We start from the raw sequence: 26,982 nt of genomic DNA on the forward strand, positions 1-26,982 counted from the left end.
GTCGCCCACAGGCGGCGTTACGCGCGATTGACAGGGCAATCCGTCACCCCTATCACTTGGGCCTCGAATGGTTCCCGAAGGCCGGACAGGCCTTCAGGATCAAAAGGGAATGCGACGGAATGGACCCACCCAGGGCATTCTTATCGCAGCCGACCCCGCGACTGTAGAGCGGCGAGGCGAATGTCACCGGCCCCGGAGGCCGGTCTTGCGGCCGGCAATGGTGCCTTCCGCCAGATCTTTCCCCGGACCGGACAAGCCACTGGCGTGGCGGCATGATCAACCGGCGCGGACGCCTCTTTGTCTACGAATCGTCCCGTTTTCATGACCGCGTTTCACGCCGGGAAGGCCGGCATTCGCCGTTGTCGACGGCAACGTCGACGCGACCCGCGAGCCAGGAGACCTGCCATTCGCACCGGTTGAGAGCCGGACCTTTGGGAGAGGGTTTCTCCCGGGGCCATTCACGGAGGTTGTCATGGCTACGAAGACGCACACTGTTTTTCCGACCAGCCGGCCGGGCGGGCGCATGACCGCCGGCCTGACGCCGCGCGCTTGCCGCCATTTCCCCGGGTTCTGCCGCCCCTGAGGGATTGACGCGATGATCGCCAACCTGCTCCCGGTGCAGCCTGCCGCGGGGGTCGCGGCCGCGCAGGCTGCGATGCCGGTTTTGCCGTCGCTGCCGATCGCGCGGCGCCGCACTGCGCCCGGCTGCCTGTCCGAAGGATGGATTGCATGAGCTGCGGCCTCAAACCGCTGACGCTGGTGCTGGGCGGTGCGCGCTCGGGCAAATCCGCCTTTGCTGAACGGCTGGTCGAGGCCGCGTCGCCGACCCGGCTCTACATTGCCACCGGGCAGGCCTGGGACGACGAGATGCGCAGCCGCATCGCCGCCCACCAGGACCGCCGCGGCGCTGGCTGGGACACCGTCGAGGCGCCGGTCGATCTTGCCCAGGCGCTTGAAACCCATGCGCGCGCCGACCGGCCGGTGCTGGTCGATTGCCTGACGCTGTGGGTCACCAACCTGATGCTCGGCGAGCGGGACGTGACCGCCGCCTTCGATACGCTTCTTGCGGCACTGCCGGGCCTTTCCGGGCCGGTGGTGTTCGTCTCCAACGAGGTCGGGCTCGGCATCGTGCCCGACAACGCCATGGCGCGGGCGTTCCGCGACCATGCCGGCCGCCTCCACCAACTGATTGCGGCCCTTGCCGACGAGGTGCATTTCGTCGCCGCGGGCCTGCCGCTCAAGATGAAGGGTTAAACTGATGACTGGCTCGAAAATTCCCGCAACCGTGATCACCGGCTTTCTGGGCGCCGGCAAGACCACGCTGATCCGCCACATGCTCGCCAATGCCAAGGGCAAGCGGATCGCGCTGATCATCAACGAGTTCGGCGATCTCGGCGTCGACGGCGACGTGCTCAAGGGCTGCGGCGACGAGGTCTAGAAGCTGCTCGCGCGCGACAACCGTCCTGACCACATCGTCATCGAGACCTCGGGGCTGGCGCTACCGCAGCCGCTGGTCGCCGCCTTCAACTGGCCCGGCATCAAGACCGCAGTGACGGTCGACGGCGTCGTCACCGTGGTCGACAGCGCCGCCGTGGCTGCGGGCCGCTTTGCCGACGACCATGACAAGCTCGACGCCCAGCGGCGCGCCGACCAGGGTCTCGACCATGAAAGCCCGCTCGAGGAGCTGTTCGAGGACCAACTGACCGCGGCCGATCTGATCGTGCTCAACAAGACCGACCTGATCGGCGCCGACGATCTCACTGGCGTGCGCGACGGGATCGCCGCGCATCTCACGCGCAAGCCGGTGTTCATCGAAGCCAAACAGGGCGAGGTGGCCCCCGAGGTGTTGCTTGGTCTCGGCATCGGCACGGAAAACGACATCGAAAACCGCAAGTCGCATCACGAGCTCGAACACGAGAACGGCGAGGATCACGAGCACAATCACGACGAGTTCGAGAGTTTTGTCGTCACGCTCGGCCCTGTGCGCGACCCGGCGGGTTTCACCGAAGGGCTCAAGAGCCTGATCGTCACGCACGATATCCTGCGGCTCAAGGGCTTTGCCGATGTCGCGGGCAAGCCGATGCGGATGGTGGTGCAGGCGGTCGGAAGCCGCATCGACACCCATTTCGACCGGCCCTGGGCAGCGGGCGAGGCACGCGAGACGCGGCTGGTGGTGATCGGCCTGCACGACATCGACGAGGCGGAGATCCGCGCAAGGATCACGGAGCTGGCCGGATAGGGGCCGGATAAGGACATGCATCTTCTTGTCGCACAAAAGGGCAGCCTCAGCGATGGCGACGAGGCCGTCGACCTCGGCCAGAGCCCTGGCGACATCCTGTTCCTGAGCGCCGCCGACACCGAGCTTGCGAGTGTCGCCGCGGCGCGTCAGGCGGTGGGCGACTTGTCCTGGCGGCTTGCGAGCCTGTCCGATCTCAAGCACCCGATGTCGGTCGACACCTTCGTCATGAAGATGGCGCCGAAGGCGAAGCTGGTGATCGTTCGCGCCCTCGGCGGCGCGAGCTATTTTTCCTATGTGCTCGAAAGCCTCGCCACTTCTGCCCGCGCGCATGGGTTCGGTCTTGCGGCGCTGCCGGGCGACGACCGGCCCGATCCCGGCCTCGATCCGCTCTCCACGCTTGCCGTGGACGCGCGCGAGCAGCTGTGGGCCTATCTGATCGAAGGCGGGGCGGAGAACGCGCGCGATTTCGTGGCCTGCGCCGAGGCGCTGGTGACGGGTGCGGAAAGGCCGGCGCCGGCGGTGCCGCTGCTCAAGGCCGGGCTGTGGCATCCGGAGATCGCAAACCCGTCGGTTCCGGATCTCGCCAAGCACTGGCAACCAGATGCGCCGGTGGCGGCGATCTGCTTCTATCGTGCGCTGGTGCAGAGCGGGCAGACCGCGCCGGTGGCGGCGCTGTGCGAGGCGCTTGCGGACAAGGGCGTCAATGCGCTGCCGGTGTTCGTCTCGAGCCTCAAGGATCCGGTCTCTACCGGCACGGTGGAGGCGATCTTCCGCGAGGCGGCGCCCGACGTGGTGCTGAACGCCACGGGCTTTGCGGTGTCCTCGCCCGGCGGCGAGACCCGGGGCACGGTGCTCGAATCCACCGGCGCGCCGGTGCTGCAGACGGTGTTCGCGAGTGGCGGGCGCGAGGCCTGGGCCGCCTCGCACCAGGGGCTCGCCTCGCGCGATCTCGCCATGCATGTGGCGCTGCCGGAGGTCGACGGCCGGGTGCTCACGCGGGCGGTCTCGTTCAAGAGCGCGGCGCGCTACGATGAGGCGGTGCAGGCCAATATCGTCACCCACGCGCCCGAGCCCGACCGGGTGTCCTTCGTGGCGGAGCTGGCGGCGCGCTGGGCGCGGTTGAGACGCACGCCCGCGGGCGAACGCCGGGTTGCCTTCGTGCTCGCCAATTACCCCAACCGCGACGGCCGCATCGCCAATGGCGTGGGGCTCGACACGCCGGCGGGGACGGTCGAGGCCATGCGCGCACTTTCAGCCGCGGGCTATGACACCGGCACGCTGCCCGCAGACGGCGATGCGCTGGTGACGGCGCTGAAGGCCGGGCCGACCAATGCGCTCAAACCCGAGCGGCAGGGCGGCGTTCGGCTTTCACTCGAAGACTATCGCGGCTTTTTCGCGTCCCTCGATCCCTCGATCCGCGAGGCGGTGGCCGAACGCTGGGGCGCGCCGGAAGCCGATCCCTTCGTCCGCGACGGCGCGTTTCATCTGGCGCTTCTGCGCTACGGCAATCTGGTGGTGGGCATCCAGCCGGCGCGGGGCTACAATATCGATCCGAAGGCGAGCTACCACGCGCCGGACCTGGTGCCGCCGCATGGCTATTTCGCCTTCTACGCCTGGCTGCGCGGAGCCTTCGACGCCCATGCGGTGGTGCATATGGGCAAGCACGGCAATCTCGAATGGCTGCCGGGCAAGGCGCTGGCGCTGTCGCGGGCCTGCTATCCCGAAGCCGTGCTCGGGCCGCTGCCGCATGTCTATCCCTTCATCGTCAACGATCCGGGCGAGGGAACGCAGGCCAAGCGGCGCACCTCGGCGGTGATCATCGATCACCTGACGCCGCCGCTCACCCGCGCCGAGAGCTATGGCCCGCTCAAGCATCTCGAAGCGCTGGTCGACGAGTATTACGAGGCCACCGGCCACGATCCGCGCCGGCTCAAGCTGCTCAAGGGCCAGATCCTCGATCTCGTCCGCGACATCGGGCTCGACGCGGATGCGGGGATCGCCGAGGGCGACGACGACGATCTGGCGCTCGAAAAGCTCGATGCCTGGCTCTGTGACTTGAAGGAAATGCAGATCCGCGACGGGCTGCACATCTTCGGCAAGTCGCCGGAAGGCGGGCTGCGCGACGATCTGGTGGTGGCGCTCGCCCGCATCGACCGCGGCGCGGCACCCGGCGACCAGAGCCTGCACCGGGCGATCGCGCGGGATGCACTGGCTCTTCCTGCCACGGCTGTTCCGACCGGCGTTGCGGGTGACCCCCACCCTCGATCCCTCCCTTCAAGGGGGAGGGAGGACGGGCCCGGTGCACCGACATCCCCCTCCCCCTTGAGGGGAGGGGCCAGGGGTGGGGGTAAGGCCTCGGATGCGGATTTGCGACCGTCGGAAGTGGATGCGGACCGCTCGTCCTTCGATCCGCTCGATTGTGCCATGGGGGAGACCTGGACCGGGCCGAAACCCGAGATATTGCAATCGGTCACCGATGACCCCTGGCGCAGCAATGGCGACACGGTGGAGCGCATCGAGTTGCTGGCGCTGGACCTCGTATCCGGCCGCCTGCCGGTGCCGGAGGACTGGGCCGCGACGCGCGCGGTGATGGCGGCGATCGATGGCAAGCTGCGGCCGAGTGTCGAGGCTTGCGGCGGGGCCGAACTTGAGGGGCTGCTGACCGCGCTCGACGGGCGTTTCGTGGCGCCGGGTCCGTCGGGCGCGCCGACGCGGGGTCGGCCCGACGTGCTGCCCACGGGGCGCAATTTCTATTCGGTCGACAGCCGCGCCGTGCCCACGCCGGCGGCCTGGGAACTGGGGCAGAAATCGGCCGAACTGCTCGTGACCCGCCATATCCAGGACCATGGCGAGTGGCCGACATCGATGGCGCTCACGGCCTGGGGCACGTCGAACATGCGCACCGGTGGCGACGACATCGCCCAGGCTCTGGCGCTGATCGGCGCCAAACCCGTCTGGGATCCGGCCTCGCGGCGGGTGACCGGCTACGAGATCATCCCGATGGCGAAGATGAAGCGGCCGCGGGTCGACGTCACGCTCCGCATCTCGGGCTTCTTCCGCGACGCGTTCCCCGACCAGATCGCACTGTTCGACCGCGCCGCGCGCGCCGTGGCGGCGCTTGACGAGGATGCGGGCGACAACCCGCTCGCGGCCCGGGCAAAAGGCGAGATCGCGGCGCTGACCGCCAAGGGGCTCACCGCCGAGGAGGCCGCACGGCAGGCCTCGTTCCGGGTGTTCGGCTCCAAGCCCGGGGCCTACGGGGCCGGTCTGCAGGCGCTGATCGACGAGGGCGGATGGACCGACCGCGCCGATCTGGCTGAGGCTTTCGTCGTCTGGGGCGGCTATGCCTATGGTGCGGGCGAGGAGGGGCAGGCCGCGCACACACTGTTCGAGCAGCGGCTCGCGACCGTCGAGGCGGTGGTGCAGAACCAGGACAACCGCGAGCACGACCTGCTCGATTCCGATGATTACTACCAGTTCGAGGGCGGCATGACGGCGGCGGTGGAGGTCGCGCGCGGCGCGCGCCCCGCGGTCTATCACAATGACCATTCGCGGCCGGAACGTCCGCTGATCCGCTCGCTCGAAGAAGAGATCGCCCGCGTGGTGCGCGGCCGCGCGGTCAATCCCAAATGGATCGACGGCGTCAAGCGCCACGGCTACAAGGGCGCCTTCGAGATGGCGGCGACGGTCGATTACCTGTTCGCCTTCGCCGCCACCACGGGCGCCGTGCGCGGCGCCCATTTCGATGCGGTCTACCAGGCCTATCTCCTGGACGAGGACACGCTTGCCTTCCTGCGCGAGAAGAACCCCGATGCGCTTAAGGAGATGGCTGAGAAGTTCGACGAGGCGATCGAGCGCGGGCTGTGGACGCCGAAGTCGAATTCCGCCAAGTTTGCCCTCTCGGAACTGATCGAGGGAGTGGGACATGGCTGAGCTTTCCGGACGATGCCTGTGCGGGGGCGTGACGCTCCGGGTCCGGGGCGAGATCCTCGGCTCCAACCACTGCCACTGCGAAAGTTGCCGGCGGGCGAGTTCGTCGCCGGTGACGAGCTTCTTCACGGTGGCCATGGGAGATGCGTCGCTGACCGGCGACACGCTCGGCTCCTACGCCTCGTCGCCCGGGGTGCAGCGCGGTTTCTGCAAGGGCTGCGGCACGCCATTGAGCTACCAATCCGAGCAACGGCCCGGCGAGATCGATTACTACGTCATGCTGCTCGACGAGCCGGGCGCGATCGCGGTCGAGCGGCACGACCACTGGAACGAACGCGTTGGCTGGATCGGTCTGGCCGACGATTTGCCCAAGCATGAGGGATAGACATGGGAATTGAGATCACCGCGGTCGAAGATGCGGGGCGCGCCTTTCACGAGACGATCGAGACCCTGATCGACGCCACGGCGGCAAAGCTCGGTTTTCCGTTCGATCCGGTGCCGTGCCAGTTCAAGGCGGTCGATGACGACGGCGACCTGGCCGGCGGGCTGACGGCGCATGTGGTCCAGGGTTGGCTGTTCATCAAGCTGCTCGGCGTGGCCGAGGGCCGGCGCGGCGGCGGCATCGGTCGCAAGCTTCTGGCCCGGGCCGAAGATTTCGCGCGCGAGCGCGACCTGGTCGGCGTCTATCTCGACACCTTCGAGTTCCAGGCGCCGCGGTTCTATGAGGGGTTGGGCTATCGCGAATGCGGTCGGCTGCCGGCGCATCGCGGCGCGCCGCAGCGGATCTGGTTTGCCAAGACCTTCGACGCGCCCGCGGGCGAATGAAACTTCCGGGCCGCGCAGCGGTGTGACAGTGAACAAGCAAAGGATGAGGAAGTCATGAGCGGACGCGACAAGATCACCGACGGCATGAGCGAGGAAGACCTGAACGCCCGCCATTCCGAGAAGATGGCCAAGAAGAAGGCGGCACGCGAAAAGATCATGGCCACCAAGACCGGCGAGAAGGGTCTGGTGATCGTCCACACGGGCAAGGGCAAGGGCAAATCGACCGCGGCCTTCGGCATGATCTTCCGCCATATCGCGCACGGGCGCAAATGCGCGGTGGTGCAGTTCATCAAGGGCGGCATGGCGACCGGCGAGCGCAACCTGATCGAGGAGCGGTTTTCCGATATCTGCCAGTTCCACACGCTGGGCGAGGGCTTCACCTGGGAAACCCAGGACAAGGCACGCGACATCGCCATGGCCGAGACCGCCTGGGAAAAAGCCAAGGAACTGATCCGCGACGAGAGCAACACCATGGTGCTTCTGGACGAGATCAACATCGCGCTGCGCTACGACTATATCAGCGTCTCCGACGTGGTGGCCTTCCTCGAGGCCGAGAAGCCGGCGATGACCCATGTGGTTCTGACCGGCCGCAATGCCGCGGAAGAACTCATCGATTTCGCCGATCTCGTGACCGAGATGGAGATGGTCAAGCATCCGTTCCGCTCGGGCATCAAGGCGCAGATCGGCGTGGAATATTAGACGGCGGGCACGCGTTCACCCGGGTTTGCTTGTGCCTCTTGCGCTTGTTGTGACAGCCATCGCGAGAACAGGCTCATGGCCGGCGTCAACGGGCGCTCCGATGGCCAGGCAAGGTAATAGCGACCCGCCGATACGGTGTGGCTGAACGGCTGGACAAGCCGGCCCTCGGCAATGTGACGCTCGAACATCCGCACCGGCAGCAGCGCCGCGCCGGCGCCAGAGGCCGCCACTTCAGCCAGTGCGATGGAACTGTCGAACACCGGTCCCATCGCCGGGGGACAGGACGCGCCGGCAGCCGCGAACCAGCTTGGCCATTCCGCGCTGCGGTAGCTGCGCAGAAGGGTCAGCCGGGCGAGATCCTCCGTGTCTTGCAGTCGTTCCGCCAGAACGGGGGCGCATAACGGCGAGAGCGGCGCGTCAAGCAGCGCAATCGTCTCATGTCCTGTCCAGCCGCCGGCGCCAAACCGGATCGCCATGTCGAGGCCTTCGCGAAGGATCTCCACCCGGTTGTTGTTGGTGGAAATGCGCAGATCGATTTCGGGGTGTGCGGCTTGGAACATCTCGAGCCGGGGCATCAGCCAGCCAAGGGCGAATGTGGTGTTGACGCCGATCTTCAGCACTTCCACGTCGCGCCGTCCTTCAAGCCGGTCGAGCACGCGCGCAATCGCATCGAAACCGTATTCCAGAACGGGGAACAGCAATCGTCCCTCGTCGGTGGGGACCAGCCCCCGGGATGTGCGCTGAAACAACACGGCGCCGAGCAGATCCTCAAGCCGCGCGATCTGATGGCTGACGGCGGCCTGGCTGACGCGAAGTTCGATCGCCGCCCTGGTGAAACTGCCTTGCCGCATGGCGACCTCGAAGGTGCGCAGCGCGTTCAACGGGATGTCGGGGCGATCCACTTCAGTACCTCAGCTTATGGCAGGCTATTGGTTTTGTCGTCTTTAGCGGTTTTCGGAAGCGGAATAAATTGCGATCATTACATCATTTGATGTGTGGCCCGCGCCTCGGCGCGCAATCGTAAGGGATTTTCTCATGCATTTTATCCTACGCACCCTGCCGCGCATTGCGGCGGGCATCGCCATCGGCTTGTCCGCGGCCACCGCGGTGGCCTTTGCCGAACCGCGCTTTGCCCAACTCGAAAAAGCCGTGGCCCAGGTGGAAAGCCAACTCGGTGCACGGGTCGGCCTCGCCATGGTCGATACAGGAACGGGTGTGACCTGGTTTCATCGGAAGGACGAGCGATTCCTGATGAACAGCACGTTCAAGGCGCCGCTTTGCGGCGCGGTCCTGGCGCGCGTCGATGCGGGAGACATCTCCCTGTCGGATGTGTTGAGGATCGAAAAGGCCGATCTGATGCATCACGCCCCGGTCACGGAAAAGAACGTGGGCAAGGACATGACGATCGAAGCGCTTTGCCGCGCGGCGGTCGACATGAGTGACAATCCCGCGGCAAACATCCTGCTCCATCACATCGGCGGGCCCAGCGCGATGACCGGGTATTTCAGGAGCATCGGCGACAGCGTCAGCCGGATGGACGATCCCGAGCCCCAGCTCAACACCTTCATCCCCGGCAATCCGCGCAACACCACGTCTCCCGCCGCGATGGCGCAGACCCTGCATGCCTTGCTGCTCGGCGACGTGCTGAGCCCGGCTTCACGCGACTTGCTTGCGGACTGGATGAGCCACGGCGGGGTTACCGGCAACTTGATGCGCGCCGCGGCGCCGCGAAGCTGGCAGATATTGGACAAGTCGGGAGCCGGCAGCCACTCTCGCAATCTCATCGCGATGGTTACCCCGGAGGGGCGCGCACCCTGGATCGTCACCATCTTCATTTCGGATGTCAAAGCCCCGTTTGAAACCCGAAATGCCGCGCTGCAAAGCCTCGGCAGGGTGGCGATCTCGGCAATCGGCACTTCAGGGAACTGACAGCCCCGGGCATCACCGCCAAGAGCCCCGGCACTGTCGGCGTCTGCCGCCGGTGCCTTCTTCATGTCGGCTTCCCAGGGATGACATTGAATCAAGGGAGGCGGCGATGTCCTTGAAATTGCTTGCCTGAAATTCAAGCCAGAGCCGCACCGGATTGGCCGGAGCGGAGACCAGATTGATCGTGCGCAGTGCCGGTGACGGCGAGAAGCAGCGCGATGGCCCTGGCCGCCATCCGGGCGGCCAGGATGGTGCTGGAGCACGTTCCGAACTCACAGCACCAGGTCGTTGTCGGTCTTCTCGTCCGGCTCGTCCACGGTTGCAAGGGCGATGCCGAAGGTCAGGAACCCGAGCCGCCCGGCGATCATCAGCACGACAATGATGACCTTGCCGAGATAGCTCAGATCGCCCGTGAGCCCCATCGAGAGCCCCACCGTGCCCATCGCCGAGATCGCCTCGAACATCACCTGTTCGAAGGCCGCCTGCGGTTCGGTTAGCGATAGCAGGAACAGCGCCACGAGAAGCAGCCCGAGGAAGAAGGCAAGCGCAGCGCCCGCGGTCTGGATCCGGGCGGGTTTCACCCGGCGATGGAAGAAATGCACGGTCCTGCGGCCGCGCAATGTCGAGCGCACCAGCCCCAGAAGCACGGCGAAGGTGGTGGTCTTCAAGCCGCCGCCGGTGCCTGCGGGCGAGGCGCCGATTGCCATCAGGAAGAACATCAGGATCAGCGAGGCATGACCCAGCGAGCCGATCGGGTGGGTGTCGAAGCCCACCGTGGTCGAGGCGGTCATGGTCTGGAAGAAGGCCGTGAGCAACCGTTCTCCCGGAGGCAACGCGTCGATCCCGGGCTCGGCAACGAACAGCAGCGCCGTGCCGGCGACCAGGAAAACCAGCGTCATGCGCGCGATCACCTTGCTGGTGAAGCCGAGCATGCGCTTGCGGCCGGTCATGGTGCGCCAGGTGTCGCCGATGACGATGAAGCCCATGGCGCCCAGCAGGCTGAGGGCGGAGATCGTCAGGTTGACCGGGACGTCGGCGCGGAAATCCTCGAAGCTGTTCGGGAACAGGCTGAAGCCGGCGGTGCAGAAGGCCGAGATCGAGTGGAACAGCGCGCTCCACAGCGGGTTTTCGACGCCGCGGCTGGCAAACAGTTCCCAAAGGACCAGCATGCCCACCAGTTCGGTGATCAGCGTGAACAGCACCACCGAGCGGACGAAGGCGGCGACGTTGATGTCAGCCGGCAGGCTGAAGGCGGCGCGTGCCGTGGTCTGGCGCAACGGCCCCAGATTGCGGGCAAGCGCCAGTACCGCGAAGGAGCCGACGGTCATGTAGCCGAGGCCGCCCAACTGGATCAGCAGCAGCAGCACCGCTTCGCCGAAAAGCGTGTAGCTGCTGCCGGGGTCGACGGTGACCAGGCCCGTGGTCGAGACCGCGGAGGTGGCCATGAACAGGTTGTCGAGCGGCGATACCGGCTGGCTCTGGGCGATCGGCAGGGACAGCAGGCACCAGCCGACGAGGATGTAGGAGAGATAGCCTGCAAGGAGAAGCCGGGCCGGATTGGCGTGGCGAAGCGCGAAGCGGCTGCCGGCAAGGGTACGAAGCGCCGTCCGGCGTGCGCCGGAGACAGCGGGAGAATGGATATCCATGATGGACCCCCAAGTAAGACACCCCGACACGCGAGGCTGCATTAAACGGGGAGAGGAGGGTGTGGGTTCCGCTGCAGTGCGAAAAAAAACCGGGCCGCGTGCCGGCTACAGGCCGAGCCAGAGCCGCACCGGATTGGCCGGATCGGAGATCAGTTTGATCGCGAGCGCGGTGCAGGTGATGACGAGGAGCGGCTTGATGATCCGGGCGCCGTTCTTCATGGCGAGCCTTGAGCCGGCCTGTGCGCCCGCGAACTGGGCAACCCCCATCATCAGCCCCACCTTCCAGGCAATGACGCCAACCGAGGCGAAGATGGCGAAGGCGCCGAGATTGGAGGCGAAGTTGAGCAGTTTGGTATGGGCCGTGGCCTTGAGCAGGCCGTAGCCCGCAAGCGTGACGAAGGCCAGCATGAAGAACGAGCCCGTGCCGGGACCGAACACGCCGTCGTAGAAGCCGACCAGCGGCACGACCAGTAGGCCGAACAGGAACGGCGACAGCCGCCTGGCGCGGTCGATATCGTCCATATTGGGCTTGAAGGCGAAATAGAGCGCGATGGCGACCAGCAGGAACGGCAGGAAGGCGCGGAACAGATCGCCCGGGATCAGGGTTGCGAGCCCCGCGCCGAGGGCGGCGCCGGCGGCCGACAGAAGCGCTGAGGGCAATTGCGCCTTGAGATCGACATGGCCTTTCCGGGCATAGGCGACGGTCGCGGAGGCCGAGCCGAACAGGCCCTGAAGCTTGTTGGTGCCGAGCGCCTCGACCGGCGAGAAGCCCGCGAGCAGCAGCGCCGGCAGGGCGATCAGGCCGCCGCCGCCGGCAATCGAATCGATGAAGCCCGCCAGGAACGCCGCCGCGAGCAGGAGCAGCATGAGGGTGAGGGCGGGATCTTCCATGGGGCGGCCTGTGGGGGAGCGGTGAGGGCGGGTCGGATGCGATATGCGACCCTATTGCACGCGCGTGATGTCTGGACAATCGGTTGCCTGCGCGTAAATTCGAGAAAGCGCGCGGTTTTGGCGTCGGGGGGATGATGAGAGGGATTTTCGCTTCGATCGCGGGATTGTTCGGCGCCACCCCGCGCGTCTCCGGTCCGCTCGCCGAACTGTCCGAAGATCCGGTCGCGCTGGCGGAAATCCTGGTTCTGTTTCGCATGGTGCTGGCCGATGGCGTGGTTCAGCCGGCCCAACTTCGTGCCTTCGAACGCATCTGCTCGGACCATTTCGGCATTGCCCCGGCGGACATGCCGGAGTTGCATGCGATGCTCGACACGCCCAAGGCGCGGGCCTGCGATGCGGAGGCCTTCACGCTGCTCAGGCAGCTTGACACGGAGGCGCGAACCATCCTTCTTGACGGCATGATGCGGATAGCCGACGCCAGCAAGGTGCGCGATGCGCGCGACGACCGGCTGCTCCGCAGGACCGCCGCCTTGCTGGGGCTTTAGCCCTGCCGGCGGGCATGTGACAAAAGGACCTCGCCATGACCAATCCGCCCCGGGACGACACCCCCCACGAGACCCACTCGCTCGGCGAACGGGTAAGGGCCTTTCTTGATCGCGCCTCGTCGGTCAACAAGGTCGCCCATGATCCGGTGCTGACCGCAGAGCTTCTGCTCCTGGTGCGGATGTCCTTCGCGGACAAGTCCGTCGAGCCTGAGGAGGCCGATGCCTTTGCCGCAATCTGCACCCGGATGCTCGGTCTCAACGGCGAGGAGCTTGGCGATATTCTCAAATATCTCAACGACTTCGGCTATGAGACGACGGACGCGCAGGCAGCCGGGATGCTGGCCTCGCTCGATCCTGAGCGCAAGCGCGCGATCCTCGATCACATGGCGCTGGTGGCCCGGGCCGACGGCGAGATCGATCCGCGCGAGCGGCGGTTGCTCGAAGCCACGGCACGCCGGCTCGGCTTTTCCTGATCGTCGACATCCGGTCGCGGCGTGGGTTCCGGGCTGGCGCAGATCGGCCCGGATCGGGCGCAAACTGCATTTGACCTTAAAATGCCGAACGCCTAAGACAGGCCCATGTGCGACGGCGCCTGATGACAGGCTGAGAGAAATTCCGGTGCGGCCGACTTATTTCAAGGGCCAAACCCGGGGCTGTCCGGTTCGGTGATGCGAAACGTCTCCCTTCGGGGAAGGTGGCGTGTCGTCCGGCGTATCGTGCTTGATATTTTGTCACGTTGTCCGGAGATCGCCCATGCGCACCCTTGTCCTTTCCCTGCTTGTCCTCGGTCCCGGCGCGTCAGACGCGCTCGCGCATGGCGGCCACCTCGGCGACCTGGCCGGACACTCGCATTGGCTCGGCTGGGCTGCGGCGGCAGCCGCCGGCGCGGTTGCGGCCTGGGCGATCCGGCGCAAGACCCGCGCCGCTGACGCCGATCACGAGACGCAACCCGAATCAGCGGAGGCCTGAGCCATGAACACCAAGGAATTTCCCGCCCAGACCGGCATCATGGTGTGCGGCCATGGCAGCCGCAACCAGAATGCCGCCCGCGAATTCGCGACCGTGGCCGAAGGCCTGCGGGCACGCTATCCCGACATTCCGGTCGAATACGGCTATCTCGAATTCTGCAATCCGGTGATTTCCGAAGGGCTCGACCGGCTGCGCGCCAAGGGCGTGAAACAGGTGCTGGCGGTGCCGGGCATGCTGTTCGCCGCGGGCCATGCCAAGAACGACATTCCCTCGGTCCTCAACACGTACCAGGCGCAGAACCCCGGCACCGAGATCACCTATGGGCGCGAACTGGGCATCGACCTCAAGATGATCCGCGCCGCCGGCGCGCGCATTCAGGAAGCGATCGATGCGGCCAATGCCGAACAGGGCGAGGTGGGCCTGCATGACACGCTGCTGATGGTGGTGGGGCGCGGCTCGTCCGACCCGGACGCCAATTCCAACGTGTCCAAGGTCATGCGCATGCTTTGGGAAGGCTTCGGCTTCGGCTGGGCCGAGACCTGCTATTCGGGCGTGACCTTCCCGCTGGTGGGCCCCGGGCTCAGCCATGCGGCCAGGCTCGGCTACAAGCGCATCATCGTGTTTCCCTATTTCCTGTTCACCGGCGTACTGGTGAAACGGATCTATTCGGAAACCGATGTGGTGGCGGCGGAGCACCCGGAGATCCAGTTCGTCAAGGCGTCCTATCTCAACGACCATCCGCTGGTGCTCGACACCTTCCAGGACCGGGTCCAGGAAATTGTCGAAGGCCAGGCGCTGATGAACTGCCAGATGTGCAAGTACCGCGAGCAGGTGCTCGGCTTCGAGGCCGAGGTGGGCCTGCCGCAGGAAAGCCATCACCACCACGTGGAAGGCATCGGCGGCGGACTGGAAGACTGTCCCTGCGCGGGCGATTGCGATGCCTCCTGCCGCGATCCCGAATTCTGCGCCAAGCACGGCCTGCCCTGGACTCCGGTGCACAGCCATGCGAGCCCCGGTCCGCTGGAGCCCGCGCATGACCACGGGCATCACCATCATGATCACCACCATCACCACGACCACGGTCATTCGCATGGCGATCATCATCACGATCACGATCACAGTCATGGCCATGACCATGGGCACCATCATCACCACGATCATGACCATGGGCATGATCACGGTCACAGCCATGACCACGGCCATGACCATGGCCATGATCACGGGCACCATCACCATCCCTATCCCCATGCCGACCATCCGCACGGACCGCGGTCGATGGACAAGAAGAAGGGCTGAGGCGTGAGTGCGCCCGCGCCGATCCGCGATCCGGCCGAGATCTACCGGCGGTCGTTCGCCATCATCCGGGAGGAGGCGGAGCTTGCCCGCTTCGCCCCGGACGAGCAGGCGATCGCGATCCGGATGATCCATGCCTGCGGCATGGTGGACCTCGCGAATGACATCGTCGTCTCCGACGGGTTCGCGGGTGCCGCGCGGGCGGCGCTTGCACAGGGCGCGCCGGTGCTCTGCGATGCCGAGATGGTGCGTCACGGCGTGATCGCGCGGCTGATGCCGGCCGGCAATGAAGTGCTGTGCCTGCTCAACGATCCCCGTGTGCGCGAGATCGCGGCGCGCGAGGCCACCACGCGCTCGGCGGCGCAGGTGGACCTCTGGGCCGAGCGCATGGCCGGCGCGGTGATCGCCATCGGCAATGCGCCGACCGCGCTCTATCGCCTTTTGGACCTCATCGACGCGGGCGCGCCGCGCCCCGCCGCCATCATCGGTGCGCCGGTCGGCTTCGTGGGGGCGGCGGAAAGCAAGGACGAGCTGATCGCCGATCCACGCGGCGTGCCGTTTCTCGCGGTCCGCGGCCGCCGTGGCGGCAGCGCGCTCGCAAGTGCCTGTGTCAACGCGCTCGCCGGAGGGCTCGAAGGCCATGGCTGAGAGCATCGCCCACGGCTCTGCCTGGCTCACCATCCTGGGCATCGGCGACAACGGGCTCGACAGCCTGACGCCGCCGGCGCGCGCCCTGTTCGAGGCGTCGCGCACGGTGATCGCGCCCGAGCGCGTGCTCGCCCGGATCGACTGCGGCGACCGCGAGGTGGTTCCCTGGACCTTCGGCATCAAGGAGACGATCGCCTTCGTGATGGCGCGGCGGGGCACGCCGGTGACGATCCTTGCCACGGGCGATCCGATGTTCTTCGGTGTCGGCGCGACGCTGATGCGCTCGCTCGACAAGCGCGAGATGCGGGTGATCCCGTCGCCCTCGGCGTTTTCGCTCGCCGCCTCCCGGCTCGGCTGGGCGCTGCAGGATGTGGCCATGATCTCGCTGCACGGCCGCTCGGTGCACGGGCTTGCCTCGCATGTCCAGCCGGGCGCGCGCATCCTCGCGCTGACCTCGACCGGGCGCACGGTGATCGAGGCTGCGCAGATCCTGAGCGCGCGCGGCTATGGCCGCTCGGAGATGCAGGTGCTCGAGCATATCGGCGGACCCGACGAACGCATCAAGGCGATGCGGGCGGACCGGATCGCGGCCGACAAGCCGGTCTTCGCCGATTTCAACACGCTGGCGATCGCCTGCGAGCCGGAGCCGGGCGCGGTGCTGCTGCCCGCCGTGCCGGGACTGCCGGACGAGGCCTTCGAACATGACGGGCAACTGACCAAGCGCGAAGTGCGCGCCGTCACGCTCGCCCGGCTCGGCCCGGTGCCGGGCGGGCTTTTGTGGGATGTCGGCGCGGGCTGCGGCTCGATCGGCATCGAGTGGATGCGCGCGGCGCGTGGTGCCCGCGCGGTGGCGATCGAGGCCAGCGAGACGCGGCGCACGATGATGGCGCACAATGCGATCGTTCTCGGCACACCTGGGCTTGACATCATTGCCGGCTCGGCACCCGCTGCCCTTGCCGGTCTCGACCAGCCGGACGCTGTGTTCATCGGCGGCGGCATCTCCAACGACGGCGTGTTCGAGGCCGCCTGGGAGGCTTTGAAACCCGGCGGGCGGATGGTCGCCAATGCGGTCACCGTCGAGGGCGAGGCGCGGCTGTTCGCGCTGCAGGCGGTGCATGGCGGGGAGCTCGTGCGGCTCCAGGTCACGCGCGCCGAACCCGTCGGCCGCTATCTCGGCTGGAAGCCGCTGATGCCGGTGACGATCTGGTCGGCGATCCGGGAGCAGGGGGCGTGACCATTCTTGCCGACGGCTTCTTCGGTCAGCGCCTTCCGCTTACCCCCACCCCAACCCCTCCCCTCAGGGGGGAGGGGCTCGGACCTCGCGCCTTCGTTGCCGCGTGGAAGGCTCCTGCTGAAAAGAGCCTTGATGCTGGAAAGCAGAGGCGCGGCACGCCAAGCCCCTCCCCCTTGAGGGGAGGGGTTGGGGTGGGGGTGGGCCGCAACGGCGACTCTGAAAATTGCTATGAAGGGCTCATCCCATGACCGGTAAACTCTATGGCCTAGGCCTTGGCCCGGGCGACCCCGAATTGCTGACGCTGAAGGCCGTCCGCATCCTCAGGCAGGTGCCGGTGATCGCCTGGCCGGCGCCGGACACCGGCGAGAGTTTCGCGCGCTCGATCGCCGCGCCGCATCTGCCGGGCGGGCAGGTGGAGGTCCCGATCGTGGTGCCGATGCGCACCGAGCGTTTTCCGGCACGCGACGTCTACGACACCGCGGCAGGCGAGATCGCCGCGCATCTCGATGCCGGCCGCGACGTGGCGGTGCTGTGCGAGGGGGACCCGTTCTTCTACGGCTCGTTCATGTATGTGTTCGAGCGCCTGGCGGGAACCTACGAGACCGAAGTGGTGCCGGGCGTGTCCTCGATCATGGCGGCGGCGAGTGCCGCGGGCCGGCCGCTGGCGGCGCGCAACGACGTTTTGACGGTCGTGCCAGGGCCACTTTGCGACGAAGAGCTCACAAATCGAATCAACGCGGCGGGTGCATTAGCGATCATTAAGATAGGCAGGCATTTCAACCGTTTGCGGACACTGATTGAAAAATTGAATCTGCTACCTCAAGCAGTTTATGCAGAACGCGTCTCGCTCGGCTCGGAGCGGCTGATGCCGCTTGCCCAGGTGACCGAAGACACCGCGCCGTATTTTTCGATGATCCTGATCTACAAGGGCGGCGAGGACTGGATCCACGCACTGCCCGGGAGCACATCATGACCCAGACTCCGGCCATCATCATCCTCTCGGACGCTGCCTTGCCGATGGCCCGGCGCATCGCCCGGGCAACCGGCGGCGAGGTGCATGGGCTTAATCGACGTATAACCGAAGTGGTTGACAGAACCTTTACGGAGGCGGGACCACATTTGGCCCGTCTGTTTTCGGAGCGTCGGCCGATCGTCGGCCTGATGGCGGCCGGCGCCCTGATCCGGCTGCTGGCGCCGCATCTTTCCGACAAGATGAGCGAGCCGCCGGTGATCGCGGTGAGCGAGGACGGCTCGGCCGTGGTGCCGCTGCTCGGCGGCCATCACGGGGCCAACGATCTCGCCCGCGCGATCGCGGCCCAGGTGGGCGGGTTCGCAGCGGTGACGACGGCGGGCGATGTCAAGTTTGGCGTCGCGCTCGATGCGCCGCCCGAAGGCTATGTGCTCGCCAATGCCGATGCGGCCAAGCAGGTGATGGCCGATCTCGTGGCGGGGAAGCCGGCGCGGCTCGAGGGCGCGGCGCCCTGGCTCGAAAACAGCGGGTTGCCGTTCGCGGCGGATGCCGACCTCGTGCTCAGGGTGTCCGAGGCGGGTGATGCCGCGCCCGAACAGGGGCTGCTCTATCACCCCAGGACGCTGGTGCTCGGCATTGGCTGCGAGCGCGGCGCGGACGGCGAGGAAGTGATCCAGCTGGCGCTCGACACGCTGAAGGCCGCGGGGCTGTCCGAACAGGCGGTGGGACTGGTGGCCTCGATCGACGTGAAGGCCGACGAGGCGGCGGTGCACCAGGTGGCCAGGTATTTCGGCTGCCCCGCGCGCTTCTTCGATGCGGCCACGCTCGAAGCCGAGACGCCGCGACTGAAAAATCCGTCCGACGTGGTCTTTGCCGAGGTCGGCTGCCATGGCGTGGCCGAGGGGGCAGCTCTGGCTGCCGCAGGCGCTTCGGGCGAGCTCGTGGCCGAGAAGCGCAAGAGCAAGCGCGCCACCTGCGCCATCGGCCGTGCCGCAGCGCCGTTCAAGCTCGAAACGCTGCCGGGGGGCGCGCGCGGGAAGCTGATGGTGGTCGGCATCGGTCCCGGCGCCGATGGCTGGCGCTCGCCGGAGGTCTCGGCGATGGTGTCGGCTTCGACCGATCTCGTGGGCTATTCGCTCTATCTCGACCTGCTGGGTCCGCTGGCCGACGGCAAGACGCGGCATGATTTCGATCTCGGCAAGGAAGAGGCGCGGGTGCACCGCGCGATGGAGCTTGCCGGTGAGGGAAAATCGGTGGCGCTGGTCTGTTCGGGCGACGCCGGCATCTACGCGATGGCCACGCTCGTGTTCGAACTGCTCGACAAGTCCGAAGGGGCCGAAGGGCTGAGCGACGCTGCGCGGCGGATCGAGATTGCGGTGTCCCCTGGCATCTCGGCTCTGCAGGCGGCGGCTGCCCGCGCCGGCGCGCCGCTGGGGCATGATTTCTGCACCATCTCGCTGTCGGACCTGCTGACCCCGTGGGAGGACATCCAGCGCCGGGTGACGGCGGCGGGCGAGGGCGATTTCGTGATCGCCTTCTACAATCCGGTGTCGAAGAAGCGCCGCACCCAGCTCGCCTGGGCGCGCGACAAGCTGCTCACATACCGCCCGGCTTCGACGCCGGTTATCCTCGCCACCAATCTCGGCCGCGAGGGCGAGCTGATCCGCGTCGTGCCGCTTGGGTCGCTCGATGTCGACGAGGTCGACATGCTGACCGTCGTGGTGGTGGGTTCGTCCAACTCGACGACGGTCAAGACCGGGGACGGACGGACCTGGGTCTACACACCGCGCGGCTATGCCCGCAAGGAAGGCACGGCCATGACACACATCACATCGGGAGACGCGGCATGACCGTCTATTTCATCGGCGCCGGACCGGGCGCGCCGGACCTCATCACCGTGCGTGGATTGAAGCTGATTGAGCGTTGCCCGGTCTGCCTCTATGCGGGCTCGCTGGTGCCCGAGGAAATCGTCAAGGCCGCACCCGAGGACGCGCTGGTGCGCGACACCGCGCCGATGCATCTCACCGAAATCATCGCCGAGATGGAAAAGGCCCATGCCGCCGGACAGGACGTGGCGCGGGTGCATTCGGGCGATCCGGCGATCTATGGCGCGATCGCCGAACAGATGCGCCGTCTCGACGCGCTCGGGATCGACTACGAGGTGGTGCCCGGGGTGCCGGCCTTTGCGGGGGCGGCCGCGCGGCTTGCGACCGAACTCACGCTGCCGGAGATCGCCCAGACGGTGATCATCACCCGCACCGGCATGAAGGCGTCCTCGATGCCGGAATTCGAGCAGCTCGAAATCCTTGGCCAGTCGCGGGCGACGCTCGCCATCCACCTGTCGATCCGCAATCTCGATTACGTCCGCCGCGCGCTCGAACCCTATTACGGGGCCGACTGCCCGGTGGTGATCGCCTACCGCGCCACCTGGCCCGACGAACTCTTCATCCGCACCACGCTTGAGGGCATGAAGGAAGAGGTCCGCGCCCACAAGATCACCCGCACGGCGCTGATCCTGGTCGGCAAGGTGTTCGGCGAAGCCAATTTCCGCGACAGCGATCTCTACAATGCCGACTATTCGCACGTGCTGAGAAACGTGGGGAAGAAGAAGAAGGCGAAGGCTGGTTGATGGTCAGCCTTCAGGCAGAGGGTCGAGCCCTGCCTGCACCTTCTTGGGCAGGCTGGCGCGGACGAGCCGGTAGGAGGCGAGGATGCGGGCGCGGAGTTCGTCCGCATCCATGTTCCAGTCGAGCAGCACCCAGGAGGCGTGGAAATAGGGCGCCTTGGTTCCGGCGCCCATCTCGATCAGCATCGACGCCGTTTCGACGCTGTCGGTCTTGATCGCGACGCCGGGCATGGTCGCGCCGATCGAGGCGAACATCTTGCCGCCGACCTTCCAGGCGTCGTGGCCGCCGCCCCAGGGGTCGGAGACTTCCGCGCCCGGCAGGGTCGCGCAGATGGAATTGACGGTCTCTCGGCTCATATGTGTTGCCTCCCTCATCACGATAGGTCGGTTGCGGTTTTCGGTTCGCCGCCCGCCTCGTCGTCCCGCCCGATCAGGATCACGGGCAGCCCAAGTTGCCGTGCGGCTTCGATCTTGGCATAGGCCGCGGTGCCGCCGGAGTTGCGGCAGACGATGTGGGTGATCGAATGCGCGATCAGCAGCATGGTTTCGACCGCCGGGGTGTCGCCGGGCCGGCCGAGCACCAGCGCGTGATCGGGCAGGGCGAGCGGCGTCTTCGGCGGATCGATCATGCGGACGACGAAATGCACGTCCGCGCGGCTGGCGAAGACGCCGATATGCTGCGAGCCGAGCGCGAGCAGCACGCGCGCGCGGGGCGGGATCGCGTCGCAGGCCGCCTGAAGCGTGTCGACCTCGATCCAGGTGTCGTCGGGCTGGCGCTGCCAGGGCGTGCGGGTGCGGATCTCGAGCGGCACACCGCTCATCCGGCAGGCCTCGACCGCGTTCAGGCTGATCTGCCTTGCGAAGGGATGGGTGGCGTCGATCACCCGCGTGACGGCATTTTCTTCGAGATAGCGTGCCAGGCCGTCGATGCCGCCGAAGCCGCCGGTGCGGACCTCGCCGGCAAGCGGAGCAGGTTCCCTGGTGCGGCCGGCCAACGAGGTGATGATGCGGACCTCTGGTCGGGTGGCGACAAGCTCCTTCGCCAGCTCCGCGGCTTCGCGCGTGCCGCCGAGGATCAGGATGGTTTCACGGTCAGCGGGCATGGGCGATCAGCTTTCCGGCCCTGTCGGTGACCATCACGTCGACATCGACCGGCGCACCGCGCAAGGTGTCGAGTGCCACGGCGCGGGCCTTGTCCGCGATCAGGGCCGGCAGCTCCAGGCCTTCGAGGCGAGTCATTTCAAGCACTTCGAGCGCGGTGTTGGCAGCCAGAATCCGGTCCTTCAAGCGGTTTCCACCGAGTGTGCCCGCCTGGGTCGCGAGCCAGGCCATGTCCACCTGGCTGCGTCTGGAATGCAGGTCGAGCGCGCCCTGGGCGAGCTTGGTGAGCTTGGCGAAGCCGCCGGCAATGGTGAGCCGCGGCAGCGGGTGGGCGCGAAGATATTTCAGCAGTCCGCCGGCGAAATCGCCCATGTCGAGGCAGGCACTGTCGGGCAGGCCGTAAAATGCCTGCGCGGTCCGCTCGGAGGTGGAGCCGGTGGCGCCGAGCACATGGGCGATGCCGCCGGCGCGGGCGACATCGATGCCGCGGTGGATCGAATGGATCCAGGCCGAACAGGAAAACGGCTGGACGATGCCCGTGGTGCCGAGCACCGAGAGGCCGCCCAGGATGCCCAGTCGCGGGTTCCAGGTCTTGAGCGCCAGCTCCGCGCCGTTTTCGATGGCGATCTCGATCTCGATATCGGGCGCCAATCCGTGGTGATTGCACAGCTCCTCCGCCACGCCGCGCATCATCTTGCGCGGCACCGGGTTGATCGCGGGTTCGCCCACCGGCACCGGCAGGCCCGGCAGCGTGACCGTGCCCACGCCGGCGCCGGCCTTGAAGACGATGCCGGCACCGGCCGGCAGGCGCCTGACCCGCGCCATCACCAGCGCGCCGTGGGTGACGTCGGGGTCGTCGCCCGCATCCTTGACGATACCCGCCATGGCCCAATCCTCGCCAAGGCTTTCGCGGGCAAGCGCGAAGCCCGGGGTCTGGCCGCCGGGCAGGGTGATCGTGACCGGATCGGGAAACGCGCCGTCCAGCAGCGCCGACAGCGCCGCCTTGGTTGCGGCGGTGGCGCAGGCGCCCGTGGTCCAGCCCCGGCGCAGTGCCGTGGCGGGCTTTTCCACCCGGATTTCGTTTTCGCCCGCTTGCATGTCGCAGTTCTTGGTCGTGTCTTGGCTGTTGCCGTTATAGAGTGTGATTGGTACGGGTGTAAGTCATGGTTTCGCGAAGCATTTCGCGCGATGGTGAGCGATCCGGCCGACACGTCCACCCGGGCGGGACGGTGTGGCAGGAAGATGAAGGTTTCGACCGTTCGTGCATGTCCGACCGGGCCGCGACGGTGCAGGATGAACTGAAGAGCATGACTGATTGGCAACACACACTCCCGCGCATGCAACCCGGCGAAGTCTGGCTCGTGGGCGCCGGTCCCGGCGATCCGGGTCTCTTGACGCTGCATGCCGCCAATGCGCTGTCCCAGGCCGACGTGATCGTCCATGACGCGCTGGTCAATGCCGACTGTCTCAAGCTCGCCCGGCCCGGCGCGAGCCTCGAATATGCGGGAAAGCGCGGCGGCAAGCCGTCGGCCAAGCAACGCGACATCTCGCTGCGCCTCGTCGAACTCGCCCGCGCGGGCAATCGCGTGCTCCGTTTGAAGGGCGGCGATCCGTTCGTCTTTGGCCGCGGCGGCGAGGAAGCGCTGACGCTGGTCGAGCACCATGTGCCTTTCCGGGTGGTGCCGGGAATCACCGCCGGGATCGGCGGGCTCGCCTATGCCGGGATTCCGGTCACGCATCGCGACACGAACCATACCGTGACCTTCCTGACCGGGCATGATTCCTCCGGCGTGGTGCCCGATCTCATCGATTGGGACGGCGTGGCGCGCGGCAGCCAGGTGATCGTCATGTACATGGCGATGAAGCATATCGCGACCATCGCGGCACGGCTGATCGGGGCAGGGCGGGCGGCTGACGAACCGGTGGCCTTCGTCACCGATGCCTCGACCGGTGCGCAGGCCGTGCTTGAAACCACGCTCGAAAACGCGGCCGCCGACGTGGCTGCCTCCGGGCTCGAGCCGCCGGCCATCGTCGTGGTCGGGCAGGTGGTGCGGCTGCGGGCCGCCCTTGACTGGATGGGGGCGGCGCAGGGCCGCGTGCTTTCGCCCGACCCCCTCGGCCATCGCGCAGGCGCGCAGAAGGACAGTGCATGAGCGGATTGATGATTGCCGCGCCCCAGTCGGCCTCGGGCAAAACCACGGTGACGCTGGGTCTTCTCAACGCGCTCAAACGGCGCGGCGTGGCGCTGGCGCCGGGCAAGGCGGGGCCGGATTACATCGATCCGGCGTTCCATGCCGCCGCCAGCGGCGAGAGATGCCTGAATTACGATGGCTGGGCGATGCGTCCGGACCTGCTGCTCGCCAATGCCTCGCTGCAGGCGCAGGGTGGCCGCATGCTGATGATCGAGGCGATGATGGGGCTGTTCGACGGGGCCGCGGACGGCTCCGGTTCGGCCGCCGATCTCGCCGCGCTGCTCGGCCTGCCGGTGATTCTCGTGATCGACTGCTCCAGCATGTCGCATTCGGTGGCGGCGCTGGCCAAGGGCTTTGCCAATTTCCATCCCGACGTGCTGGTCCCGGGCGTGATCCTCAACCGGGTGGCGAGCGCCCGGCATGAAGGCATGCTGCGTCAGGCGCTCGAGAAGGCGCGCGTCGAGGTGGTCGGCGCGCTGCCGAAGGACGACCGGCTCTCCGTGCCTGCCCGCCACCTCGGCCTGGTGCAGGCCGGCGAGAATGCCGATCTCGCCCGGCTGATTTCCGATGCGGCCGATCTCGTCGAGCGGCGCATCGATCTCGACCTGCTCATCAAGCTGTCGAAGCGCGCGGCCAGCCCCCCTGCGCCCGCCAATATCAGCCGTCTGCCGCCGCCCGGCCAGAAGATCGCCGTGGCGCGCGACATTGCCTTTGCCTTCGCCTACGAGCACATGCTGCTCGGCTGGCAGCGCCGCGGTGCGCAGATCAGCTTCTTCTCGCCGCTCGCCGACGAGGGACCTGCGGCAGGCTCGGACGCGGTGCTGCTGCCCGGCGGCTATCCCGAACTTCATGCCGGGCGGATCGCCGCGGCGGACGGCTTCAAGGCCGGGATGCGCACGGCGATCGAGGCCGGGCTGCCGGTCTATGGCGAATGCGGCGGCTTCATGGTGCTCGGCGAGGGCCTGATCGATGCCGAGGGCGCGCGTCACGAGATGCTCGGCGCGTTGCCGCTCGTGACCAGCTTTGCCGAGCGCAAGCGGCATCTGGGCTATCGGCGGGTGACGCCGCTGCCGGGGTTCTTCTGGAACATGGACCTGTCGGCGCATGAATTCCATTACGCGACCATCCTGCGTGAAGGCGCGGCGGACCGGCTGTTTGCGGCGCGCGACGCGCTGGGGGCGGATATCGGCGCGGTCGGGCTCAGGCGCGGCAAGATCGCGGGCTCCTTCATGCATGTCATCGACCGGATAGACTAGGCCATGACGCCCATCGACGTCCCCATCGATCACGGCGGCGCGCTGGCCGAGGCCATGGCCCGCCATGGCGGCACGGCCTCGGAATGGCTGGATCTTTCAACTGGCATCTCGCCCTTCTCGCTGCCGCTGCCCGAGATCGCGCCCGACGCCTGGCGACGGTTGCCGGAGCGGGCCGAGGTGGCGCGGGTGTGCGAACTGGCCCAGCGTCACTATGGCGGCTCGGTCCTGCCGGTGGCGGTGCCCGGCACCCAGGCGGCGATCCAGCTCCTGCCCTGGCTCCGGCCGCATGCGGAGAACATCGCCATCGTCAGCCCCACCTACGGGGAATATGCCCGCTCCTACGGCCGGATGGGGATGGCCGCGAAGCCGGTGCCGACGCTCGAAGCCGCAGCCCAGCTTCAGGTCGCGGCCGTCATTCTTGCCAATCCCAACAATCCCGACGGGCGCGAGACGCCGCGTGACGACATTTTCGGCTTCTGCCGGGCGCATCGGCACAAGCTGGTGATCGTCGACGAGGCCTTTGCCGACATGCGCCAGGACCTGAGCATGGCCGGCGCCGCCGGGATCGAGCCGAACCTGATCGTGCTGCGCTCCTTCGGCAAGTTCTTCGGCCTGGCGGGTGTGCGGCTCGGCTTCGTGTTCGCGGAACCGAAACTGGCGGCCATCGTGCAGGAGCGGCTGGGGCCGTGGGCCGTGTCGGGCCCGGCGCTGGCGATCGCCGCGCATGCCTATTCGCGCCTCGACCTGGTGCGCGACCTGCGCAGCCGCATCGAGGCGGCGCATGCGATGACGCGCTCGGCGCTCAACAAGGCGGGTGTCCAGATCGCGGGCGAAACCGCGTCGTTCTTCCTCTGCGAGGTCGGAGACGGGGCGGCGATGCGCGAAACGCTGGCAAGCCACAGGATCCTGGTGCGCGCCTTCGATCACAGCCCCTCGCGCATCCGCGTCGGGCTGGTGCCGGATGATCTCGCCGCGGTGCGTCTGCGCGAAACCTTCCGGATTGCGCGGCGCGCGTGATGGGGCATCTCTGGGTCCTGCTGGCTGCGCTTGTGCTCGACCGCATCGTTGGCGATCCCGCCTGGCTGTGGCGGCGCGTGAGCCATCCGGTGGTGCTGTTCGGTTGGGCGATTGGCTTTGTCGACAGGCATTTCAACCGGCCGGGCGACAGCTCCGGGGCGCGCCGCCGCAAGGGCGTGGCGGCGATGCTCGCGCTGCTGGCGCTGGCCGCGCTCGCGGGCTTTGGACTGGGCTGTCTCTTCGACGGGCTCGGCGTCTTCGGAACGGCGCTCGAAATCATCGTGGTGAGCGTGTTCCTGGCCCAGAAGAGCCTGGCTGACCATGTCGCTGCGGTGGCCGACGGGCTCAGGCGCGACGGCCTTGCCGGCGGGCGCACCGCGGTGTCGATGATTGTCGGCCGCGATCCCGAGACCCTCGACGTCTCCGGTGTCTGCCGGGCCGCGATCGAAAGTCTCGCCGAGAATTTCTCTGACGGCAGTGTCGCGCCCGCCCTTTGGTTCGCGCTGTTCGGCCTGCCCGGGCTGATGGCCTACAAGATGCTCAACACGGCCGACTCGATGATCGGGCACCTGAACGAGCGGCACCGGGATTTCGGCTGGGCGGCGGCACGGCTCGACGATGTCGCCAACTGGCCGGCCTCGCGACTGTCGGCGCTGCTGATTGCCGCCGGGGCGGGGATCGCGAAGGGCGGCGCGGCGATGCGGCGGGCGGCGCGCTGCGCCGCCACCGATCACGGCCTGCACCGCTCGCCCAATGCCGGCTGGCCGGAAGCAGCCATGGCGGGTGGCCTCGATCTCGCGCTTGGCGGTCCGCGCAGCTATGGCGGCGAGCCGGTGATGGAGGCGAGCCTCAACGCCGCGGGCCGGCGCCAGGCAGGGGCCGGCGACATCCTCGCCGGGCTTGCGATCTATCACCGCGCCTGCGACGGCCTTGCGGCCCTGGTGCTCGCGTTCATTCTCCTTTCATTCTGATATC

General features: G+C 67.3%; 26 protein-coding genes, 1 pseudogene and 1 riboswitch. Of the genes and pseudogenes, 21 read left to right on the forward strand and 6 right to left on the reverse strand.

All coding sequences use genetic code 11. From position 1 onward, the window contains the following. Window positions 1-51 precede the first annotated feature (51 nt). Window positions 52-422: riboswitch (cobalamin riboswitch) on the forward strand. Between the two features lie 173 nt (window positions 423-595). The 7 genes and pseudogenes from AWJ14_RS22380 (at window position 596) to cobO (ending at window position 7,693) form a co-directional block, all read left to right on the forward strand. After that, window positions 596-733: a hypothetical protein gene (locus AWJ14_RS22380; protein ID WP_171904845.1), complete on the forward strand. Its 138-nt coding sequence runs from the start codon at window positions 596-598 to the stop codon at window positions 731-733. Beyond that, a complete protein-coding gene (cobU, locus tag AWJ14_RS08880) occupies window positions 730-1,254 on the forward strand; it encodes a bifunctional adenosylcobinamide kinase/adenosylcobinamide-phosphate guanylyltransferase (RefSeq protein ID WP_066177685.1) in 525 nt (174 codons plus the stop codon). Before AWJ14_RS22380 ends, cobU begins: the two co-directional genes overlap by 4 nt. Before the next feature lie 4 nt (window positions 1,255-1,258). Further along, a pseudogene (gene cobW, locus AWJ14_RS08885) lies at window positions 1,259-2,239 on the forward strand (cobalamin biosynthesis protein CobW). 15 nt (window positions 2,240-2,254) lie between these two features. Then, complete coding sequence (gene cobN / locus AWJ14_RS08890) at window positions 2,255-6,172, forward strand: cobaltochelatase subunit CobN (RefSeq protein WP_066177687.1); 3,918 nt, start codon at window positions 2,255-2,257, stop codon at window positions 6,170-6,172. Further along, on the forward strand, window positions 6,165-6,554 hold the full coding sequence (locus tag AWJ14_RS08895; RefSeq protein ID WP_066177689.1) for a GFA family protein: 390 nt from the start codon (window positions 6,165-6,167) through the stop codon (window positions 6,552-6,554). Before cobN ends, AWJ14_RS08895 begins: the two co-directional genes overlap by 8 nt. Window positions 6,555-6,556: 2 nt before the next feature. Further along, window positions 6,557-6,994, forward strand: coding sequence for a GNAT family N-acetyltransferase (locus tag AWJ14_RS08900; protein WP_066177691.1), 438 nt, complete (start codon window positions 6,557-6,559; stop codon window positions 6,992-6,994). A gap of 54 nt (window positions 6,995-7,048) precedes the next feature. Next, a complete protein-coding gene (gene cobO / locus AWJ14_RS08905) occupies window positions 7,049-7,693 on the forward strand; it encodes a cob(I)yrinic acid a,c-diamide adenosyltransferase (RefSeq protein WP_066177693.1) in 645 nt (214 codons plus the stop codon). Here cobO and AWJ14_RS08910 read toward each other — a convergent pair. After that, window positions 7,690-8,595: a LysR family transcriptional regulator gene (locus AWJ14_RS08910; RefSeq protein ID WP_083220141.1), complete on the reverse strand. Its 906-nt coding sequence runs from the start codon at window positions 8,593-8,595 to the stop codon at window positions 7,690-7,692. The genes cobO and AWJ14_RS08910 overlap by 4 nt on opposite strands. A 187-nt stretch (window positions 8,596-8,782) precedes the next feature. Here AWJ14_RS08910 and bla point away from each other — a divergent pair, with 187 nt between their 5' ends. Next, window positions 8,783-9,622, forward strand: a complete 840-nt coding sequence (gene bla / locus AWJ14_RS08915; RefSeq protein ID WP_245304178.1) for a class A beta-lactamase — start codon at window positions 8,783-8,785, stop codon at window positions 9,620-9,622. 269 nt (window positions 9,623-9,891) lie between these two features. On the opposite strand, the gene AWJ14_RS08920 is transcribed toward bla, so the two are convergent. Together AWJ14_RS08920 and AWJ14_RS08925 are read right to left on the reverse strand one after the other, a co-directional pair. Next, on the reverse strand, window positions 9,892-11,265 hold the full coding sequence (locus tag AWJ14_RS08920; protein ID WP_083220143.1) for a TrkH family potassium uptake protein: 1,374 nt from the start codon (window positions 11,263-11,265) through the stop codon (window positions 9,892-9,894). A 105-nt stretch (window positions 11,266-11,370) separates the two neighbouring features. Continuing rightward, window positions 11,371-12,156 (reverse strand): TSUP family transporter, encoded by a 786-nt coding sequence (locus AWJ14_RS08925; RefSeq protein ID WP_066177695.1) that lies wholly within the window; start codon window positions 12,154-12,156, stop codon window positions 11,371-11,373. A gap of 134 nt (window positions 12,157-12,290) precedes the next feature. Here AWJ14_RS08925 and AWJ14_RS08930 point away from each other — a divergent pair, with 134 nt between their 5' ends. From AWJ14_RS08930 to cobM, 9 genes are all read left to right on the forward strand, one after another. After that, on the forward strand, window positions 12,291-12,701 hold the full coding sequence (locus AWJ14_RS08930; protein ID WP_171904846.1) for a TerB family tellurite resistance protein: 411 nt from the start codon (window positions 12,291-12,293) through the stop codon (window positions 12,699-12,701). A 35-nt stretch (window positions 12,702-12,736) separates the two neighbouring features. Next, a complete protein-coding gene (locus AWJ14_RS08935) occupies window positions 12,737-13,174 on the forward strand; it encodes a tellurite resistance TerB family protein (protein ID WP_066177696.1) in 438 nt (145 codons plus the stop codon). 280 nt (window positions 13,175-13,454) lie between these two features. Continuing rightward, on the forward strand, window positions 13,455-13,670 hold the full coding sequence (locus tag AWJ14_RS08940) for a DUF6732 family protein (protein WP_066177698.1): 216 nt from the start codon (window positions 13,455-13,457) through the stop codon (window positions 13,668-13,670). 3 nt (window positions 13,671-13,673) lie between these two features. Next, entirely contained in the window at window positions 13,674-14,966 is a 1,293-nt protein-coding gene (locus AWJ14_RS08945; RefSeq protein WP_066177699.1) for a sirohydrochlorin chelatase, read from the forward strand. 3 nt (window positions 14,967-14,969) lie between these two features. After that, a complete protein-coding gene (locus tag AWJ14_RS08950) occupies window positions 14,970-15,611 on the forward strand; it encodes a precorrin-8X methylmutase (protein ID WP_066177700.1) in 642 nt (213 codons plus the stop codon). Continuing rightward, the gene (locus AWJ14_RS08955) at window positions 15,604-16,845 is read left to right on the forward strand and encodes a bifunctional cobalt-precorrin-7 (C(5))-methyltransferase/cobalt-precorrin-6B (C(15))-methyltransferase (RefSeq protein ID WP_066177702.1); all 1,242 of its coding nucleotides are present in this window, start codon (window positions 15,604-15,606) and stop codon (window positions 16,843-16,845) included. The genes AWJ14_RS08950 and AWJ14_RS08955 overlap by 8 nt, the downstream gene beginning before the upstream one ends. A gap of 244 nt (window positions 16,846-17,089) precedes the next feature. Beyond that, the gene (gene cobI, locus AWJ14_RS08960; protein WP_066177705.1) at window positions 17,090-17,818 is read left to right on the forward strand and encodes a precorrin-2 C(20)-methyltransferase; all 729 of its coding nucleotides are present in this window, start codon (window positions 17,090-17,092) and stop codon (window positions 17,816-17,818) included. Beyond that, on the forward strand, window positions 17,815-19,665 hold the full coding sequence (gene cobJ, locus AWJ14_RS08965) for a precorrin-3B C(17)-methyltransferase (protein WP_066177707.1): 1,851 nt from the start codon (window positions 17,815-17,817) through the stop codon (window positions 19,663-19,665). Before cobI ends, cobJ begins: the two co-directional genes overlap by 4 nt. After that, window positions 19,662-20,444 carry a precorrin-4 C(11)-methyltransferase gene (gene cobM, locus AWJ14_RS08970; RefSeq protein ID WP_066177708.1) on the forward strand — a complete coding sequence of 261 codons (783 nt, stop codon included), beginning with the start codon at window positions 19,662-19,664 and terminating at the stop codon, window positions 20,442-20,444. The genes cobJ and cobM overlap by 4 nt, the downstream gene beginning before the upstream one ends. Window positions 20,445-20,447: 3 nt before the next feature. Here cobM and AWJ14_RS08975 read toward each other — a convergent pair whose 3' ends face one another. Genes AWJ14_RS08975 through AWJ14_RS08985 form a run of 3 tightly spaced genes read right to left on the reverse strand, consistent with a single transcriptional unit; the run spans window position 20,448 to window position 22,640 of the window. Continuing rightward, window positions 20,448-20,798 carry an MmcQ/YjbR family DNA-binding protein gene (locus tag AWJ14_RS08975; RefSeq protein ID WP_066177709.1) on the reverse strand — a complete coding sequence of 117 codons (351 nt, stop codon included), beginning with the start codon at window positions 20,796-20,798 and terminating at the stop codon, window positions 20,448-20,450. A 17-nt stretch (window positions 20,799-20,815) separates the two neighbouring features. Beyond that, window positions 20,816-21,544 (reverse strand): cobalt-precorrin-6A reductase, encoded by a 729-nt coding sequence (locus AWJ14_RS08980; protein ID WP_066177711.1) that lies wholly within the window; start codon window positions 21,542-21,544, stop codon window positions 20,816-20,818. Continuing rightward, window positions 21,534-22,640: a cobalt-precorrin-5B (C(1))-methyltransferase gene (locus tag AWJ14_RS08985; protein WP_066177713.1), complete on the reverse strand. Its 1,107-nt coding sequence runs from the start codon at window positions 22,638-22,640 to the stop codon at window positions 21,534-21,536. Before AWJ14_RS08985 ends, AWJ14_RS08980 begins: the two co-directional genes overlap by 11 nt. 209 nt (window positions 22,641-22,849) lie before the next feature. On the opposite strand from AWJ14_RS08985, the gene cobA reads away from it, so the two are divergent. Genes cobA through cbiB form a run of 4 tightly spaced genes read left to right on the forward strand, consistent with a single transcriptional unit; the run spans window position 22,850 to window position 26,978 of the window. Then, window positions 22,850-23,695, forward strand: coding sequence for a uroporphyrinogen-III C-methyltransferase (cobA, locus tag AWJ14_RS08990; RefSeq protein WP_066178542.1), 846 nt, complete (start codon window positions 22,850-22,852; stop codon window positions 23,693-23,695). Further along, the gene (locus AWJ14_RS08995) at window positions 23,692-24,990 is read left to right on the forward strand and encodes a cobyrinic acid a,c-diamide synthase CobB (RefSeq protein WP_066177714.1); all 1,299 of its coding nucleotides are present in this window, start codon (window positions 23,692-23,694) and stop codon (window positions 24,988-24,990) included. Before cobA ends, AWJ14_RS08995 begins: the two co-directional genes overlap by 4 nt. A 3-nt stretch (window positions 24,991-24,993) precedes the next feature. After that, window positions 24,994-26,007, forward strand: coding sequence for a threonine-phosphate decarboxylase CobD (gene cobD / locus AWJ14_RS09000; protein ID WP_083220145.1), 1,014 nt, complete (start codon window positions 24,994-24,996; stop codon window positions 26,005-26,007). Beyond that, window positions 26,007-26,978, forward strand: a complete 972-nt coding sequence (cbiB, locus tag AWJ14_RS09005; RefSeq protein ID WP_066177716.1) for an adenosylcobinamide-phosphate synthase CbiB — start codon at window positions 26,007-26,009, stop codon at window positions 26,976-26,978. Before cobD ends, cbiB begins: the two co-directional genes overlap by 1 nt. Window positions 26,979-26,982 lie beyond the last annotated feature (4 nt).

The organism is Parahoeflea olei (genome assembly GCF_001703635.1).
GTDB lineage: Bacteria > Pseudomonadota > Alphaproteobacteria > Rhizobiales > Rhizobiaceae > Hoeflea > Hoeflea olei.

Coding starts and splice junctions, on each gene's coding strand:
- AWJ14_RS08995 (WP_066177714.1), top strand. CDS start 23,692: ATGAGCGGATTGATGATTGCCGCGCCCCAGTCGGCCTCGGGCAAAACC.
- AWJ14_RS08935 (WP_066177696.1), top strand. CDS start 12,737: ATGACCAATCCGCCCCGGGACGACACCCCCCACGAGACCCACTCGCTC.
- AWJ14_RS08955 (WP_066177702.1), top strand. CDS start 15,604: ATGGCTGAGAGCATCGCCCACGGCTCTGCCTGGCTCACCATCCTGGGC.
- AWJ14_RS08945 (WP_066177699.1), top strand. CDS start 13,674: ATGAACACCAAGGAATTTCCCGCCCAGACCGGCATCATGGTGTGCGGC.
- cobO (WP_066177693.1), top strand. CDS start 7,049: ATGAGCGGACGCGACAAGATCACCGACGGCATGAGCGAGGAAGACCTG.
- AWJ14_RS08895 (WP_066177689.1), top strand. CDS start 6,165: ATGGCTGAGCTTTCCGGACGATGCCTGTGCGGGGGCGTGACGCTCCGG.
- cobA (WP_066178542.1), top strand. CDS start 22,850: ATGACTGATTGGCAACACACACTCCCGCGCATGCAACCCGGCGAAGTC.
- AWJ14_RS08930 (WP_171904846.1), top strand. CDS start 12,291: ATGAGAGGGATTTTCGCTTCGATCGCGGGATTGTTCGGCGCCACCCCG.
- AWJ14_RS08900 (WP_066177691.1), top strand. CDS start 6,557: ATGGGAATTGAGATCACCGCGGTCGAAGATGCGGGGCGCGCCTTTCAC.
- cobI (WP_066177705.1), top strand. CDS start 17,090: ATGACCGGTAAACTCTATGGCCTAGGCCTTGGCCCGGGCGACCCCGAA.
- cobU (WP_066177685.1), top strand. CDS start 730: ATGAGCTGCGGCCTCAAACCGCTGACGCTGGTGCTGGGCGGTGCGCGC.
- AWJ14_RS08925 (WP_066177695.1), bottom strand. CDS start 12,156: ATGGAAGATCCCGCCCTCACCCTCATGCTGCTCCTGCTCGCGGCGGCG.
- AWJ14_RS08980 (WP_066177711.1), bottom strand. CDS start 21,544: ATGCCCGCTGACCGTGAAACCATCCTGATCCTCGGCGGCACGCGCGAA.
- AWJ14_RS08920 (WP_083220143.1), bottom strand. CDS start 11,265: ATGGATATCCATTCTCCCGCTGTCTCCGGCGCACGCCGGACGGCGCTT.
- AWJ14_RS08940 (WP_066177698.1), top strand. CDS start 13,455: ATGCGCACCCTTGTCCTTTCCCTGCTTGTCCTCGGTCCCGGCGCGTCA.
- cbiB (WP_066177716.1), top strand. CDS start 26,007: ATGGGGCATCTCTGGGTCCTGCTGGCTGCGCTTGTGCTCGACCGCATC.
- cobD (WP_083220145.1), top strand. CDS start 24,994: ATGACGCCCATCGACGTCCCCATCGATCACGGCGGCGCGCTGGCCGAG.
- cobJ (WP_066177707.1), top strand. CDS start 17,815: ATGACCCAGACTCCGGCCATCATCATCCTCTCGGACGCTGCCTTGCCG.
- cobM (WP_066177708.1), top strand. CDS start 19,662: ATGACCGTCTATTTCATCGGCGCCGGACCGGGCGCGCCGGACCTCATC.
- AWJ14_RS08975 (WP_066177709.1), bottom strand. CDS start 20,798: ATGAGCCGAGAGACCGTCAATTCCATCTGCGCGACCCTGCCGGGCGCG.
- AWJ14_RS22380 (WP_171904845.1), top strand. CDS start 596: ATGATCGCCAACCTGCTCCCGGTGCAGCCTGCCGCGGGGGTCGCGGCC.
- cobN (WP_066177687.1), top strand. CDS start 2,255: ATGCATCTTCTTGTCGCACAAAAGGGCAGCCTCAGCGATGGCGACGAG.
- AWJ14_RS08985 (WP_066177713.1), bottom strand. CDS start 22,640: ATGCAAGCGGGCGAAAACGAAATCCGGGTGGAAAAGCCCGCCACGGCA.